This is a genomic window from Actinomyces sp. Z5, assembly GCF_003287795.1.
Taxonomy (GTDB): Bacteria; Actinomycetota; Actinomycetes; order Actinomycetales; family Actinomycetaceae; genus Actinomyces; species Actinomyces glycerinitolerans.
This window is the reverse complement of the sequence record NZ_QMIN01000055.1, coordinates 86127-100777: the sequence shown is the minus strand read 5'-3', so window position 1 is coordinate 100777 and position 14651 is coordinate 86127. Positions and strand designations below refer to the sequence as shown.

Sequence of the window (14651 nt, the reverse complement as noted above, 5' to 3'; positions counted from 1 at the left end):
GACACACCAAGTGTCACCGATGTCCTGACACAAAACTGTCACCGATGTCCTGAGACATCACAACGACGGTTCGTGGGGTAGGTGTACGAATCGTCGTCGTTCATGCCGAACCGTTGCTGCTAGGTGACGAACCGTCACTGGAACACACGAACCGTACACCCCGCCGCCGCCCCGCGACTACGTCCTGATCCGCCCGAACACGACCTCATACGCCCGAGAACGACCTCTGAGCGGCTAAAACGTCCTCGTCTGCCCGAGGACGTCCTGTGTCCGGCGAGAACGTCCTCGTCAGCCCGAAAACGACCTCCCACACCCGAACACGACCACCCCACAACAACCCGCGGGCCCGAACCACCACCCCCACAAACACGAAGAATCGGGTAAACTTCATGTGGCCCCTGTGGCCGGCGTTTGTAGCGGTGGGAGAGACAATGAGGGCTTCATGGGCGGCGGTTCTGCTTTTGGGGGCGGCGATACTTGCGGGCTGTTCTGGGCCTGACCTGTCTGGCGACGCGGAGGAAATCGCTAAGAATGTTCAAGCGCAGGTGTCTTCGGCTCAGACTGTCGAGCGGTCGGATGTCGATGACGAGTCTTTACTCTATCAATATGAGATGCGGGAATGGGTGCGCTCTGTCGCCGTCATTTACGATTCCCAGTACGAATGCGTCAATGGCTTGGAGTATGATCGCCGGTGTCGGGTTGTGGTTGAGGAGTTCGATACGGAGGATCATGCTGAGCAGCGCGCTAGGTATTTGAATGGGTATTCGTCTGCGAATCCTCCGGATATCGTTGTGCCGCATGTGTTGGGCAGATATGTGGTGTGGTTTCAAGATGAGATGCCTGAGGATGTGAGGCAGGACTACCTTGATGCGCTGAGGTGAGGCTGCGAACCACTTCGTATGTCGGCCAGCTGAAGCGGTTCGCAGCCTCGTTTCTCAGGGTGCTCCTAGAAAGTGCCGCTGTTCAAGCGGCGCTGTAGCGCCATTACGGCTTGTGAGGGGGCAGAAATCGACCCATCCTGGGTGGTTCCCAAGCGCTTCTGAAGTGCACGAATGGTTATCGGCCCGATAAGGCCGTCGGCCGTTACGCCGCATTTGCGTTGGACCGCGCGAATGACCGTCGACCCTTTGGCTTGGCTGGGGATGACCCATTCCCATCCGGTGGTGAGTCCGGGGTTCGAGGCCCTGTTGACGGAGCTCTGTGATGAGACGATCCCGTCGGCCGGGGTTCCGAGCACTTGCTGAAGACGCCTGGTGGTCGCGCTGCCCCAGTACCCGTCTACGCTGAGCTTGGTGCCACTGCCTGAAGGGGGTGTAGTCGGTGTAGTGGGGTCGAAAACGGTGCTGCTGGCAGCCGCGCGAATGATTCCCATGTACTGTACATACTTTCCTGGGCAGGCTGTGGCGTAGACATCCATGTGAGCGTAGACCTGCAGGTTGCCGTACTCCTTTCGGAGCTCGGTCACCAACTCGACGACCGCATCCAGGTCTTCGGGGCGGCAGCGGGGGTCGCACTCAATTCCGATCGAGCGCCTATTGACATCACGGTTACCAGCATGCCATGCGGTGTCCTTCTCATCGACTACCATCAGCGCGTAGCCGCCGCTCACAATGTAGTGGGCAGAAGTATTTCTACCCCCTCTTGCAAAGAACTCCTCGACCGATCGGATGCCAGCAACGGATGACATGCCCGCATATAGCTGCTCACTGCCCCAATGGTGAATGACAATGCTGTCGATCTTCGTGCCAGCTCTTCCAGGTGCGAAGGCGGTGGCACGCTTGCCGGTCAAATAGTGTAGTGTCATGATGTCCCTTTCGTGGTCATCGGAGAAACCTTCCCGCGTTTCGAGAAGGAGCTTTGGGGATAGGGAATGAACCTGGGCTTCGCGGACCTACTGGTTCGCCTCACGTGGTTGCGAGATAGTGGTGTGGAGCCTCGGGGTAGTGGAATCGACGTCGGATTCGACGCGGATCGCGCTTAATAGGCGCCGTGTGTTTATTGATGTGGCGGCGAAGTGGTGCGTGACGGGGTTGGCGCGACGTCCTACCCCGCTCGCAGGCACAGTGCGGCAGAACGAAGCGGCGGGGATACGGTTCCTCTACCGTGTTGATGGGGCGCCGGGTAAGACATCGGGCACCGAGAGGCTTCGGTATTCGGTGGCCTGCCCGGCGCTTCGGAGTTATCTACGTGCTTACAGCGTAGAGGTGCCTGTGGCTTGATGCCGTCCCAGATAATTCCCGCTAGCGGAATATGGGCGTGCGGGATACTGGTGCTACTTGCCGTAGAGCAGTGTGGCGAGGTGCTCCAGGGCGGCGCTTCGGCGCCGGTAGGCCGAACTCCTTTCGACAAGGAAGTGTTCGCACACTCGTTGTATGGGTGAACCGGACGACGCCTCGCTGTCGTTGGTGAGGAAGCAGGTCTCTAGAATCCACCGCTCGTCATCAGTGAGAGCTCGCCAGGCCGGAACGAACCAATTCATGTACTCGCGGGCCTGAAGATACCGGCGTTGGCGGTTATCGATCCGCTCCAAGTGCGCTACGATGCGCTCCTCCGATGCATGCGGGTTGAGGCCAGCGGCGGGTACGCCATCCAGGCGCGGTTGGGCCGGGACGGGCGCGTCTTCTGCGATACGATTAAGATCGTTCTCGGTGTTGTTGAGGATTGTCTCTATGGTGGAGTAATCACGCATGGCCTTGATGGCTGCTTCGCGACGGTCTACGTACTTCCAGGTGATGTCCGTAGCAAGGGCGATCATCGATCTTTCTCTTTCAGGGTGATGTCTTGAGCTGCGTGGACGAGTGTGGTTGCAACGCATGCGGAACGCGGCGCGACACAAGTCCTAGCATGCAAGTTTATTGATCATGGCAAAATAGAAGCGCTCGAGAAAGTGCTGTTGTCGGCTGATGGGTTTGCGTGAGACCGTAGGTGGAAAGCGGTGAGAGCAGGGGGTGCTATCCGCGGTGGGTGCGGTAGTCACTAGCCCGAGCGAGGTGTTGGACGTCATTAATGTGATGTCTGCTGTGGGTGCCTATAGTCGATCGTGGTATCATGCTCCTGTCTGGGTGGTTTGTGTTTGTGGTGACAGGAGATGTGATGAAGTTTTCAAGGGTGGCGGTTCTGCTTTTGGGGGCGGCGATACTTGCGGGCTGTTCCGGGCCTGACCTGTCTGGCGATGCTGAGGAAATCGCTAAGAATGTTCAGAGGCGAGTGCCGTCGGCAAAGACCGCAATAGTCCAGTCGGAGGGTGATCATGATTATTTGATGTACCAACCTTTGATGCAGGAAGGGGTGCGGTCGATTGTGGTTGTATATGACTCCCAATATGAATGCTTCAATGATCTGGATGATGAGGATAGGTGTCGCGTAGGAATCGAGGAGTTCGATACCGAAGAGCATGCCAAGGAACGCGGCGATTACTTAGAGGGTTTCTCGTCTGTGAACCCGCCCAATATTATCGTTCCACATGTGTTGGGCAGATATGTGGTGTGGTTTCAAGATGAGATGCCTGAGGATGTGAGGCAGGACTACCTTGATGCACTGGGGTGAGGCTGCGAACCGCTTCGCGGGGATACGGTGAAGCGGTTCGCAGCAGCGTTCTTCAGGGTGACTCTAGGCGTTGCCGCTGTTCAAGCGGTGCTGCTGTGTTTATTGATTGCGCCGTGCGGCACAACAGGGGTGCGAGATGGTGTGGCGGCGTCATTGCCTCCCTAGGCGCTGATTGGGGACAGTGGTGTAGATCTTGGATTTGGCGAGGCCCGGAGAGCCGGTTAGGCTTTCCGGGCCTCGGAGTTTTCTACGTGCTTACAGCGTAGAGGGTCTTGTGGGCGTATGTCGTCCCGGCTTTTTCCCAGCACTGGGTTGTGGCCAGAGGCGAGTAGTGCTCGTCGTCGTTGAGCAGTTCGGTCGGTTGCGCCGGCGCCACACCGGGTTGCCGTTAGCCTCGAACTCTTCGCTACACCCGGGGGCCCATAAGCAAGTGGAGGATCGCCTTCAGGATCGGCTGGTCGGCGGGCAGCCAGGGCAGGGTGGCGACCTTATCCAGCGGTACCCAACTCAGCGCGGCGTGCGCCTCGCCGAGGTGGGGCGGCGTCCCGATGGGCTCGGCGAGCCACACGCGCATGCGGTAGCCGTGCATTGCCGGCCAGGCCGGGCTGTCGTCACCCGGGAAAACGGTGCCATCCGGCTGCGCGTCGGAGACCTGTATGCCTGCGGAGGTGGCCGCGGCATCATCCCGTCGGGAGGCCCGGGTTGGCGGCGGCACCGCCAGGTCGGGGGAGGGGAGAACCTCGGCGCCCAGCCGCACCTCAAGGTTGAGCTCCTCGGCGAGCTCGCGCATCAGCGCGGCCGTCGGGGTCTCGCCGGGTTCCACCTTTCCGCCGGGGAACTCGTACTGGCCGACGTGCTCGGCCGGGTAAGACCGCGCCGTGCACAGCAGCCTCGGCGGCGCGGCGTGCGCGGTGGAGAAAGCCGGAGCGGTGGTGTGCGGCGCGGGCGGAGCGGTTGATGGCCCGGCCGCCGTCCGGCCCCAGGGCGGCAGTTGGTCCACTATGGCGGCGGCCACCACCAGGCGGCCGGGGCGGACACGACGCGTTTCGAGCATGGACCGACCCTAGGTCACGCGCACCGAGGCCGGTCGGGGCCATGGCCGGTTGGGTTCAGCTGTCATGGAATGCACCACTTTCAACCCGCCCTGCCATTGGATCGCCTTGATAACCGCGTCATCGTGCGACCCGGCGATGTTACAAGTGGTGGAGCCGTCTTAAAGTGGTGCATCCTGTGACAGCATCCGCTTGAATCACGGCCGGTGAAACGTGCTCGGGCTGCGTTTGGGGCTTGGCATCCCTGCACAGGAGCACCTGGCAGACTGCGGGCGGTGACCATGATCAGCACGCACGCAATCGACACCACAATGCTCGCCGCGGCGGGGCCGACCCCGGACGCTGCCGCGGCGACCCCCGGCGCCGCCGGTTTCTGGGACGGGGTGCTTGCCCGGGTTGCCGCCACTACGCCGCCCGACCCGCGGCTGCTGTGGCCCGCGGCGGCGGTCGTCGCCCTGGCGTGGGCGCTGCCGGTGGTGCGCCGGTGGGCGCGAGCACTGACCACGCTCGTACACGAGGCCGGACACGCCGCCGTCGGCATGCTGGTCGGACGCCGCTTCCACGGCTTCGTCGTCGCGGGAGACCTGTCCGGGCGGGCGGTCACCTCCGGCCGCAGCCGCGGGCCCGGCCGCTGCATCACGGCCTGGGCCGGCTACCCGATGCCCGCGATTGTCGGGGCGGGCGCCGTGCTCGCCGTCCTGTCGGGCTGGGCGGGCGCGGTGTTGGCGGTGGCGCTGGTGGTATTGATCGTGCTGCTGGCGATGAGCCGATCCGTGCGCACCGCAGTACTGGTGACGTTGTGCGGCGCGGCGGTGGCGGCCCTGTGGTGGTGGGGTGACACCACCGTAGCCGTGCCGCTGCGCGCCGGCGTGGTGGCAGGCGTTGGACTGCTGCTGCTGGCCGGGGCGTGGGAATCACTCGGCGACGTCGCCCGCTCGCGTGACGGCGGCGCCGACCACCGCACACTGGGGGCGCTCACCCCCCTACCGGCCGGATTCTGGTGGTTGACCTGGATGCTGGTCGACGCCGGTGCGACCTGGCTAGTCGTGCGCGCCGTCGCCGAGCTGTGGTGAGGGATGTGATTCGTCAGGTGTCCGCGGGCCGCTAGTGGAGCGGGTGACGGGAATCGAACCCGCGCTGTCAGCTTGGGAAGCTGAAGTTCTACCATTGAACTACACCCGCATGCCTCACCTGGGTGAGGTGCCCGCACAGATTACCACGCGACCGGCCTGGCGCAACGCGCCACCGCTCCGACCCTGGGGGCAGCCGGACCGTGAGATACCTCGCGTATGGGTAGAACAACCCCCGAGACGGGCTGCACGCCGCCGCGCCGATCTGTCAGCATGACGCCATGACTGCTTCGCCCTTCAGTGCGCCCGAACCGCAGAACAACGATGGCTCCTATGGGGCGAACCTCAACGACGCTCCCACCGTGAGCTACCCATACTCTCAGGGCAACGGCGCTTCAAACGCCTCCACCGCCGAGACCGCCGATCCCTACCGCCAACCCGACGCCTCCCCGGGCGTCCAGGACTACCCGGGCGACGCCTACCCGACCGGGTACGAGCAGGCGCAACAGGCCGGCTACCAGCAGCAGGGCTACCAAGACCCGAATTACAGTCAGGCCGACTATCAGCAGGGCTACCAGGACCCCGCTTACCAGCAGGGCTACCAGCAGCCGGGTTACCAGGACCCCGCGGCGGCATACGGCCCGCCCTACGCGATGTACGACCAGAAGTCCAAGGTCGCCGCAGGTCTGCTGGGCATCTTCCTGGGGTCGCTCGGCGTCCACAACTTCTACCTCGGCTACACCGGCAAGGCCGTCGCCCAACTGCTCATCACGCTGCTGTCCTTCGGTATCCTCGCTGTGGTTTCGGCGATCTGGGGGCTGGTCGAGGGCATCATCATCCTTACCGCCACCCCCGGCGCCCAGCCGTGGGGCGTCGACGCCAGGGGCGTGCCGCTGAGCAACTGAGTCGGCCGCGGCGCCCCGACCCGGGTGCCGGGGCGCCGGCAACCTGGCACAATCGGGGTCGTGCTGCTTTCCGACCGTGACATCCGCGCGGAACTCGAATCCGGTCACGTCGGCCTCGAGCCCTACGACCCGGAGATGATCCAGCCCGCCTCCATTGACGTGCGCCTGGACCGCTGGTTCCGCCTATTCGACAACCACCGCTACCCGGTCATCGACCCCGCCGTTGAGCAGGACCGGCTCACCCACCTGGTCGACGTCGGCCCCGATGAGCCGCTGGTACTGCACCCCGGCGAGTTCGTGCTCGGCTCCACCTACGAGCGCGTCTCCCTGCCCGACGACGTCGCCGCCCGCCTGGAGGGAAAGTCCAGCCTGGGGCGCCTCGGCCTACTGACCCACTCCACCGCCGGATTCATCGATCCCGGCTTCTCCGGGCATGTCACCCTGGAGCTGTCGAACACGGCCACCATGCCCATCAAGCTCTGGCCCGGCATGAAGGTCGGGCAGCTGTGCTTCTTCCGGCTGTCCTCGCCCGCCGCCGCCCCCTACGGCCAGGGCGCCACCGGCTCGCGCTACCAGGGCCAGCGCGGCCCTACGGCCTCGCGCTCCCACCTGTCCTTCCACCGCGTCCGCATCACCGACCCCGGTTCCCCGGCCGACGATGCCACCGCGCGTCATCCCGAAGGGGCCGGGGCATGAGCCAGCCTCAAGCGCCCCGGTCCGCCGGCCCGGCCATGCCGGACTTCTTCACCGCCGGCGCCGACCTGGCCATCACCCTTCCGGATACCACGCTTTCCGCGGTCGGCTCCTTCCCGGTGGGCCGCGCCGACTCCCAGCACCTGCTGCTGCTCGCCGACGACGTTACCGTCGACGAGGTCGAGGCCCTCGCCCTGTCCCTGGACGAACATGCCGGCTGGGTGGGCGCCTCCCGGTTGCAGGTGGCTCCCGGCGCCGAGCTGCAGGGGCCCTGGCATGTCGACGGCGAGCTGCGCCGGGTGCTGGAACTGCCCGATTGGGCGTCCCAGGTCATGGTCCTGGACTGCCCACCGCAGCGCGCCGGCGCCCTGCCGCAGGAATTGGTCGGCGTCGACCCGCTCACCGACGCCTTCCCCCTCGCTCAGCCGACCGGCACGGAGCTGCTCGCCCTGATCCGCCTGCGTGCCATTGCGCGCCGCCTGGCCGGTGGGATTCGCCTGGCCGGCGACCCGGCTGCGCCCGGCGGCCGCACCCGACCGGTGCTGGTGGTCCCCGACCCGGAGCGCTCCACCACCCTGACCGTGTACTCGCCCGTGTGGATTGTTCCCGACGGCGTCGTCGCCCTGACCGCCCCGGTCGCGCCGGGCGCGCACGTGCTACTTCAGCCCGACTCCACGCCGGGCCCAACCGGTTTGGCGTCCATACCGCCGGAGGAGTTGGACAGGTTGGTTGAGACGTTGGGGGAGGACGCGCTCGACGCCGCCTGGCGCGCCGCCGAACAGCACCGTCACGAGCAGGCCGAGCAGGAGGCGCAGGCCCTCGCCGCGGGAACTCCCGTGGAGGAGCTGCGCGACGGGTACGGCGTGGTTACCGACGTGGCGGAGGAGCGCCCCGACTGGGGCGGGATCGAGATCCGCGTCCAGGCGGCCGAGGCGGTGCCGCTGGCGGTGCGCGGCGAGTCCTGGGCTCGCGGCGGGGTGATCGCCTACCAGGTTGTGTGGGCACCCCTCGACCCGGCCGACGCTCACCACGAGTACCCTCGCACCGACGTTCGGCGGGCGCGCGATGCCGCCGGGGCACTGATTGAGAAGATCGCCGCCACCCTGCTGGGCGGCGCCGGGGGAGTGGTGGTGGACGACGACGGGTTCTTGGTCGGGTTTTAGTCCCAATTCGCTTCTATTAGGTCATCTCGTCGGCCACGCCGGTCATTGCTGGTGGGGCCATTGGTTGAGGGTTTGGGTGTAGGTGTCGGGGGTGCCGTAGGTGAGGATGGCGCCCTCGGCCACGGGCACGGACTTGCTGGCTAGGGCGTGGGCCTGGGTCCAGTGAGGGGAGTCCTGGTGGAAGAACATCTTCTGGAACGCCTGGTTGTTTTTGGACTTGGGGGATGGTTTCTATTTCCCGTGATCTGATAGTTAGGATTGATGGATATGACGAAGGCGAAGTACTCTGAGGAGTTTCGTGAGCAGGTTGCTCGTGAGGTGGTGGAAGGAAACCGGACGATTGCGTCGGTCGCTGCCTCCTACGGTCTGGTGGCCCAGACCGTAGGCAACTGGGTCGCTAAATACCGCAAGCAGCATGCTGATGCCCAGGAGCAGAAGAGTGAGTCGGAGGCGCAGGAACTGGGCAGAATGAAGGCGGAGAACTATAAGCTGCGGATGGGGCAGTGAGTTCCCACAAGAAAGCGGCGGCCTTCTTCGCGAAGGAACAAGAGTGACTCGCATCTACGAGTTCATTCACAGCGAGGAAGGCAACTACCCGATCGCCTGGATGTGCCAGTGGGCGGGCGTGTCGAAGTCCGGCTACTACAACTGGGTGTCGCGTCCCGAGTCCGCCACCGCCATCAGGCGCAGGGAGCTGGCCGGGCATATTCGGAAGATCTTCGATGAGTCCGACGGCACCTACGGGTATAGGCGGGTGGCCGCCACCCTGGACTGGCAGGGCGTGCCGGCTGGCCCCGACACGGTCAGGTCGATCATGCGCGAGCTGGGCCTGAGAGCCGCGCGGACGCGCCGGAGGGTCCGCACCACCGTGCCGGCCGAGGACCTGGATGAGCGCCCCGACCTGGTCCAGCGCGACTTCACCGCCGAGGCCCCAGGCATGAAGTGGGTTGGGGATATCACCTATATTCCTACTTGGGTGGGGTTCGTGTACCTGGCGACGGTTCTGGACTGCTGTACGAAGAAGGTCGTGGGCTATGCGTTGGCCGGTCATATGCGCACCGACCTGGTCTGCCAGGCGATCGACATGGCGGTGCGGAACTGCAGGCCGACTCGTGGGGTGACGGTGTTTCATTCCGACCGCGGGTCGCAGTACACGTCCCAGCAGTTCGCCGACCATTTGAAGAAGTATGGTATTCGGCCGTCGGTGGGGCGTACCGGGGTGTGCTGGGATAATGCGTGGGCGGAGTCATTCAACGCGACACTGAAGAATGAGCGCGTGCATCGTATGGTCTACCCCACCCGGAGCAAGGCGATAAGGGATGTGGCGGCGTGGATCGAATTAACCTATAATCAAACACGGTTGCACTCGGGGATCGGTTACCGCACGCCCAACCAGTTCGAACGAGAACTACTGCAGGCCGCCACCCCGAAAGCAGCCTGACAAACACACAACAACCAAGAGTCCAAAAAACACCCAGCACTCCAAAGGCCTTGTCGGCCTCGTGCAGGGGCTGTCCTGGCTGCTTCTTGACCGGGGTGGTCATGCCCAGCCCGATATAGCCCCTGTCGCCGATATGGAGGGCAGCAGTGGCCCCCTCGGGCAGTTGGTCGGGTGGGACGTCCAGCAGGCCGCTGGCCCGCAGCGCGGCAGCATCATGCACTGACCCGGGCAGCGGGTCCGAGACCCAGGCGATCGCACCGGAGGGGGTGCAGGCCACCTGCACGTTCAGCCCCGGGGTGCGGTACTTGCCTGAGAACAGTCCCGGGACATCCTTCCAGTCCCAGGATTTCAGCACGGTGCCGTCGATGATCAGCGTTGTGGCCGGGTCCAGGTCCTCCACCGTAGGCACGCTGTCTGTCAGGGCGTGGGCGATCAGGGTGGTGTAGGCGCCGATGATCCGGCAGGCGGTGGGCTGGGAGATGTCGAACAGCTCGGCCAGCAGCTCCTGACTGATGTTGTGGCGCAGGGCCATCACGGTCAGCTTCACGCGCTGGTACAGTCCCAGCACCCGGGACCCGGCCGCCGGCAGGTCCCCCTGGCTGTGCAAGACGGCGCACAGGTCAGTGAGCTGGTGGCGGTCGAGCTTCGTGCTAGCATTCATGACTGACGGTCCGTTCTTCGAGGTTATTCGCTGTCAAATGAATCCTCGCAGGAACGGGCCGTCCTAACCCTTACCCTATATGCGCGTGTCGCGAATCCCCCACACCCCCTATGAATAACCCTCCCGATGAATAATCGAGGCTCACGCTGAAACAGGTCAAACAACCGAACCGTCGTCCGTAACCTAAAGCGCCCCCAAACACGAAGGACGCATAAACCGCGAGAGCCGTCGAACTGCCCAGCAATGCGAAGGTCGTTTTGATATGATCGATTCGTCCCTTGATCGGTCGAACGTGGTGATTGCGGGAGTAGGCCGTGAAGGTTTCGTGGCTCTTCGCGTTTGAGGGTGTGGTGGTGGGTTAGCGCGGGTGCGCGTGTCGGGGTGGTGGGTGGGGGTCGAGGTCCCCGATGATTGGTGGTTGCTAGACACTACCGATCACAAAGGCCTCGACATGGCTGAGACTACCTTTACTGCCCCTGATCTTGCTAGTTTCTTGGGCCTGGACGCCCTGGGGCTGGTTGTCACGGGCCAGCGGATCACCCCTGACGAGGCGCTGGTTGAGTGCCGCCTGGAAGCCTTGGAGGAGGACGCGTTCTGCAGGGTCTGCGGGGCCGAGGGCGCACCGGTGGGGACCGTGGCCCGGCGCCTGGCGCATGTTCCGGTGGGGTGGCGGCCCACGCACCTGCTGGTGCGGTTGCGCCGGTGGCGCTGCTAGGGCTGTGGGCGTGTGTGGCGTCAGGACGCGTCTCGTGCGGCCGCCAAGCGGGCGAGGCTGACCCTGGCGGCCAAGGAGTGGGCGATCCGGGCTGTGGGGGTTGAGTTCATGTCCGTCTCGCGCGTGGCGGCAGCTCTGGGGGTGTCGTGGGATACCGCCAACGATGCCGTCCTGGAGCGGGCCAAGGACCGCTTGATCAATGATCCTGACCGTTTGAAGGGCGTAGAGGTCATAGGGGTGGACGAGCACGTCTGGCGGCACACCCGCAAGGGAGACAAGTACGCCCGCCGTCATCATCGACGCCGGCCCCGGTACGCGACCGGACGGGTCCGTCCCGGCTGCTGGACATGGTCGAAGGCCGCTCCAAGCAGGTGCTCAAGCAATGGCTCCAGGACCAGCCCGAGACCTGGCGTAAGGGCGTGCAGGTGGTGGCCATGGACGGCTTCACGGGCTTCAAGACCGCCGCCACCGAGGTCCTACCGGATGCGACCGAGGTCATGGACCCCTTCCACGTAGTAGCACCGGCCGGGGATGAGCTGGATGAGTGTCGGCGCCGTATACAGCGGGAGGTCACCGGGCGACGGGGCCGTAAGGACGACCCCCTGTACAAGGCCCGCAGGCTGCTGCGCACCGGGGCGGGGCTGGTGAGCGAAAAGGGCTGGGAGCGTCTCGAACAACTGTTCGCCGACCCCCAGAACACGCCGGTAGAGGTGATGTGGGGCGTGTACCAGAAGATCATGGCCGCCTACCGCGCCAAGACCCCCGCCCAGGGCAAGACCCGAATGGAGAAGGTGATGCAGACCCTCAAGGCCGGTGTGCCTGAGGCCCTGGAAGAGCTGAAGTCGCTGGGCAAGACCCTCACCAACAGGCGTGTTGACATCCTGGCCTACTTCGACCATCCCGGTACCTCCAACGGCCCCACCGAAGCAGTCAACGCCCCGCCTGGAGCACCTACGCGGCATCGCCCTCGGATTCAGAAACCTGACCAACTACACCGTACGCAGCCTCATCCACGCCGGCGGCTTCAGACAACAGCTACTACACCCCTAAACGCGAAGAGCCGGTTTCGTGGGTGTCGGTTCCTGTTCTGGTGGCGGCGCTGGTTGCTGGCTGTTCCGGTCCCGACCTGTCTGGCGACGCGGAGGAAATCGCGAAGAGCGTGCAGGCGCAGGTGCCGTCGGCGCAGGTTGTAGAGAAATCGAATGTCGATAATGAAGTTTTGATTATACAGTTCGAAATAGAGGAGTGGTTGCAGTCGGTGGCGATAATCTATGACTCCCAATATGAGTGTGTCAATGACCTGGATGACGAGGACAGGTGTCGGGTGGTGTTTGAGGAGTTCGATGCTGAAAAGCATGCACAGAGGCGCGGCCGGTATTTGAGGGGTTATTCTTTAGAGAATCCTCCTAACGTTGTTGTGCCTCATGTGTTTGGTAGGTATGTGGTGTGGTTCCAGGATGAGATGCCTGAGGATGTTCGGCAGGAGTATCTCGACGCGTTGGGGTGAGGCCGCGAACCACTTCGCAGGTGAACCAGACGATGCGGTTCGCGGCCTCCTTCCTCAGGGTGGATCTAGAAGGTGCCGTTGTTCAGACGATTCTGTAGCGCCTTCACAGCTTGAGACGGGGCGGAGATTGACCCGTCCTGGACAGTCCCCAGACGCTTCTGGAGGGCTCGGATGGTGATCGGCCCAATCAGACCATCGGCAGTCACACCGCACTTGCGCTGAACCGCGCGAATGACTATGGATCCTTTGGCCTGGCTGGGGATGACCCATTCCCATCCGGTGGTGAGCCCGGGGTTAGCCGCCCTGTTGACGGAGCTTTGTGATGAGACCACACCATCGACGGTTGTTCCGAGTACTCGTTGAAGACGCCTGGTGGTTGCGCTGCCCCAATAGCCGTCAACAATGAGCTTCGTGTTGACTGTCGGCCCCTGCGGCGTTTTGTTGAAGGCGGTGCTGCTGGCGGCTGCGCTGATGATACCCATATATGGGATGTACCTTCCGGGGCATGCCGTGGCGATGATGTCGCTGTGAGCATAGGCCTGGAGATTGCCGTGCGCCTTTCGGAGTTCGTTCACAAGCTCAACGACCGTATCCAGGTCTTCCGGACGGCAGCGTGGGTCGCACTCAATCCCGATCGAACGAGTGTTGCGCTCCCAATCACCGGCGTGGTACGCCGTGTCATTCTCGCTGACCATGGGGAGGACATAGCCGCCGCTGACTACGTAGTGGGCGGAAGTGTTTTTACCTCCTTGAGCGAAGAACGCTTCTACCTTTCCGATTCCTTGGAGGGACGACAGGCCGGCGTACTTCGACGGCTCGCCCCAGTGGTGAATGACGATGCTGTCGATCTTCCTTCCGTCGCGGCCCTTTCTAAAGGCCGTGGCGCGCTTGCCGGTCAGATACTGAATTGCCATGATGTTCCTTTCGTGAGCATCTGAGAAACCTTCTCGTATTTCGAGAAGGAGCATTTAGGGGTGGGGGTGGACAAGACCTTTGCTGGCAGCCTGTATTGCCTTACGAAGTTGCGGGGCACTGGTTGGGGGGCTCGGCCCGTTGGCAGTACCGTCTTGTCCGGCTTTGATGGGGGGTGGGCGTCGGGTATGGGAAAGCCCCGGGCAGCTGGTTGGCCGTCCGGGGCTTCGGAGTTCTCTACCCGCTTACAGAGTAGAGGGCGCCATGGGCCGATGTCGTCCCGACTATTTCCCGTGGTGGGTCGTCGAGAAGACGTGTGGGTACTACTTGCCGTACAGCAAGGCGGCGAGGTGCTCCAGGGCGGCGGTTCGGCGCCGGTAGGCTGTACTCTTTTCGATGAGGAAGTGCTCACACACTCGTTGCGTCAGTTCTCCTGAAGAGACTTCGCTGTCTTCGTGGAGGAAACAGGTCTCCAGAATCCATCGCTCGTCGTCGGTGAGGGCTTGCCAGGCTGGAACGAACCAATTCATGTACTCGCGCGCCTGAAGATCTCGCCGCCGGCGATTATCGATCCGCTCCATGTGAGATACAATCCGTTCCTCCGACGCGTGCGGATTTCAGCCGCCTTTAGGTATTCCGTCCAGGCGAGGTGAGACAGGGGCGGGCAGGTTCTCGGCTAAATATTTGAGGTCGTTGTCGGTGGTGTTGAGTATGGCCTCCATGGTGGAGTAGTCGCGCATTGCGTTGATGGCCGCTGTACGGCGGTCTATGTACTTCCAGGTGATGTCGGTGACAAGGGCGGTCATCGGTCTTTCTCTTCCAGGGCGAAGATTCAGATGGTTGACGGAATTGGTTGGGTCATGGGGCTGTGGTGCCTGCTGTGGTTCTTTTGGCCTGCTCGTGGTACAGTGTTCCTGTCTCTGTTGTTGATTATTTGTGCTGATTGCGGAGGTAGGCCGTGAAGGTATCGTGGGTGTCGGTTCCTC

At 63.4% G+C, this 14651-nt stretch carries 16 protein-coding genes, 1 tRNA gene and 2 pseudogenes; 10 read left to right on the top strand and 9 right to left on the bottom strand.

Annotated features, from left to right (window positions below):
* Positions 1-266 precede the first annotated feature (266 nt).
* Positions 267-881, top strand: a complete 615-nt coding sequence (locus DRB06_RS07810) for a hypothetical protein (RefSeq protein ID WP_146750836.1) — start codon at positions 267-269, stop codon at positions 879-881.
* Positions 882-946: 65 nt separating this feature from the next.
* Here DRB06_RS07810 and DRB06_RS07805 read toward each other — a convergent pair whose 3' ends face one another.
* On the bottom strand, positions 947-1804 hold the full coding sequence (locus DRB06_RS07805) for a peptidoglycan recognition family protein (RefSeq protein WP_111819595.1): 858 nt from the start codon (positions 1802-1804) through the stop codon (positions 947-949).
* A 468-nt stretch (positions 1805-2272) separates the two neighbouring features.
* Complete coding sequence (locus DRB06_RS07800) at positions 2273-2755, bottom strand: hypothetical protein (RefSeq protein ID WP_111819594.1); 483 nt, start codon at positions 2753-2755, stop codon at positions 2273-2275.
* Positions 2756-3093: 338 nt separating this feature from the next.
* Here DRB06_RS07800 and DRB06_RS07795 point away from each other — a divergent pair, with 338 nt between their 5' ends.
* Positions 3094-3546 carry a hypothetical protein gene (locus DRB06_RS07795; RefSeq protein ID WP_108969011.1) on the top strand — a complete coding sequence of 151 codons (453 nt, stop codon included), beginning with the start codon at positions 3094-3096 and terminating at the stop codon, positions 3544-3546.
* Between the two features lie 406 nt (positions 3547-3952).
* Here the strand turns inward: DRB06_RS07795 and DRB06_RS07790 are convergent, their stop codons facing one another.
* The gene (locus DRB06_RS07790; RefSeq protein ID WP_111819593.1) at positions 3953-4600 is read right to left on the bottom strand and encodes a (deoxy)nucleoside triphosphate pyrophosphohydrolase; all 648 of its coding nucleotides are present in this window, start codon (positions 4598-4600) and stop codon (positions 3953-3955) included.
* Between the two features lie 273 nt (positions 4601-4873).
* On the opposite strand from DRB06_RS07790, the gene DRB06_RS07785 reads away from it, so the two are divergent.
* Entirely contained in the window at positions 4874-5671 is a 798-nt protein-coding gene (locus tag DRB06_RS07785; protein ID WP_258522199.1) for a M50 family metallopeptidase, read from the top strand.
* 35 nt (positions 5672-5706) lie between these two features.
* Here DRB06_RS07785 and DRB06_RS07780 read toward each other — a convergent pair.
* Positions 5707-5780, bottom strand: a tRNA-Gly gene (locus DRB06_RS07780).
* Between the two features lie 169 nt (positions 5781-5949).
* Here DRB06_RS07780 and DRB06_RS07775 point away from each other — a divergent pair.
* The 3 genes from DRB06_RS07775 to DRB06_RS07765 are packed head-to-tail and all read left to right on the top strand — an operon-like array spanning position 5950 to position 8429.
* The gene (locus tag DRB06_RS07775) at positions 5950-6573 is read left to right on the top strand and encodes a TM2 domain-containing protein (RefSeq protein WP_111819592.1); all 624 of its coding nucleotides are present in this window, start codon (positions 5950-5952) and stop codon (positions 6571-6573) included.
* Between the two features lie 60 nt (positions 6574-6633).
* Positions 6634-7269 carry a dCTP deaminase gene (dcd, locus tag DRB06_RS07770; RefSeq protein ID WP_111819591.1) on the top strand — a complete coding sequence of 212 codons (636 nt, stop codon included), beginning with the start codon at positions 6634-6636 and terminating at the stop codon, positions 7267-7269.
* Positions 7266-8429 carry a hypothetical protein gene (locus DRB06_RS07765; RefSeq protein ID WP_258522198.1) on the top strand — a complete coding sequence of 388 codons (1164 nt, stop codon included), beginning with the start codon at positions 7266-7268 and terminating at the stop codon, positions 8427-8429. Before dcd ends, DRB06_RS07765 begins: the two co-directional genes overlap by 4 nt.
* A 42-nt stretch (positions 8430-8471) precedes the next feature.
* Here the strand turns inward: DRB06_RS07765 and DRB06_RS16120 are convergent, their stop codons facing one another.
* Positions 8472-8618, bottom strand: coding sequence for a hypothetical protein (locus DRB06_RS16120; protein ID WP_181575232.1), 147 nt, complete (start codon positions 8616-8618; stop codon positions 8472-8474).
* 78 nt (positions 8619-8696) lie between these two features.
* Here DRB06_RS16120 and DRB06_RS07760 point away from each other — a divergent pair, with 78 nt between their 5' ends.
* Complete coding sequence (locus DRB06_RS07760) at positions 8697-8936, top strand: transposase (protein ID WP_181575231.1); 240 nt, start codon at positions 8697-8699, stop codon at positions 8934-8936.
* Positions 8914-9870, top strand: coding sequence for an IS3 family transposase (locus DRB06_RS16620; protein ID WP_111819588.1), 957 nt, complete (start codon positions 8914-8916; stop codon positions 9868-9870). Before DRB06_RS07760 ends, DRB06_RS16620 begins: the two co-directional genes overlap by 23 nt.
* A gap of 55 nt (positions 9871-9925) precedes the next feature.
* Here the strand turns inward: DRB06_RS16620 and DRB06_RS07750 are convergent.
* A pseudogene (locus tag DRB06_RS07750) lies at positions 9926-10531 on the bottom strand (transposase family protein); the annotation flags it as partial.
* Positions 10532-10982: 451 nt separating this feature from the next.
* On the opposite strand from DRB06_RS07750, the pseudogene DRB06_RS07745 reads away from it, so the two are divergent.
* Together DRB06_RS07745 and DRB06_RS07740 are read left to right on the top strand one after the other, a co-directional pair.
* Positions 10983-12296: pseudogene (locus DRB06_RS07745) on the top strand (ISL3 family transposase).
* Positions 12297-12318: 22 nt separating this feature from the next.
* On the top strand, positions 12319-12753 hold the full coding sequence (locus DRB06_RS07740; RefSeq protein ID WP_146750835.1) for a hypothetical protein: 435 nt from the start codon (positions 12319-12321) through the stop codon (positions 12751-12753).
* Positions 12754-12818: 65 nt separating this feature from the next.
* Here DRB06_RS07740 and DRB06_RS07735 read toward each other — a convergent pair whose 3' ends face one another.
* The 3 genes from DRB06_RS07735 to DRB06_RS16610 form a co-directional block, all read right to left on the bottom strand.
* Positions 12819-13667, bottom strand: a complete 849-nt coding sequence (locus DRB06_RS07735) for a peptidoglycan recognition family protein (RefSeq protein WP_111819585.1) — start codon at positions 13665-13667, stop codon at positions 12819-12821.
* Between the two features lie 321 nt (positions 13668-13988).
* The gene (locus DRB06_RS16615) at positions 13989-14246 is read right to left on the bottom strand and encodes a hypothetical protein (protein WP_258522197.1); all 258 of its coding nucleotides are present in this window, start codon (positions 14244-14246) and stop codon (positions 13989-13991) included.
* A gap of 36 nt (positions 14247-14282) precedes the next feature.
* Positions 14283-14471: a hypothetical protein gene (locus tag DRB06_RS16610; protein ID WP_258522196.1), complete on the bottom strand. Its 189-nt coding sequence runs from the start codon at positions 14469-14471 to the stop codon at positions 14283-14285.
* Between the last annotated feature and the right edge of the window lie 180 nt (positions 14472-14651).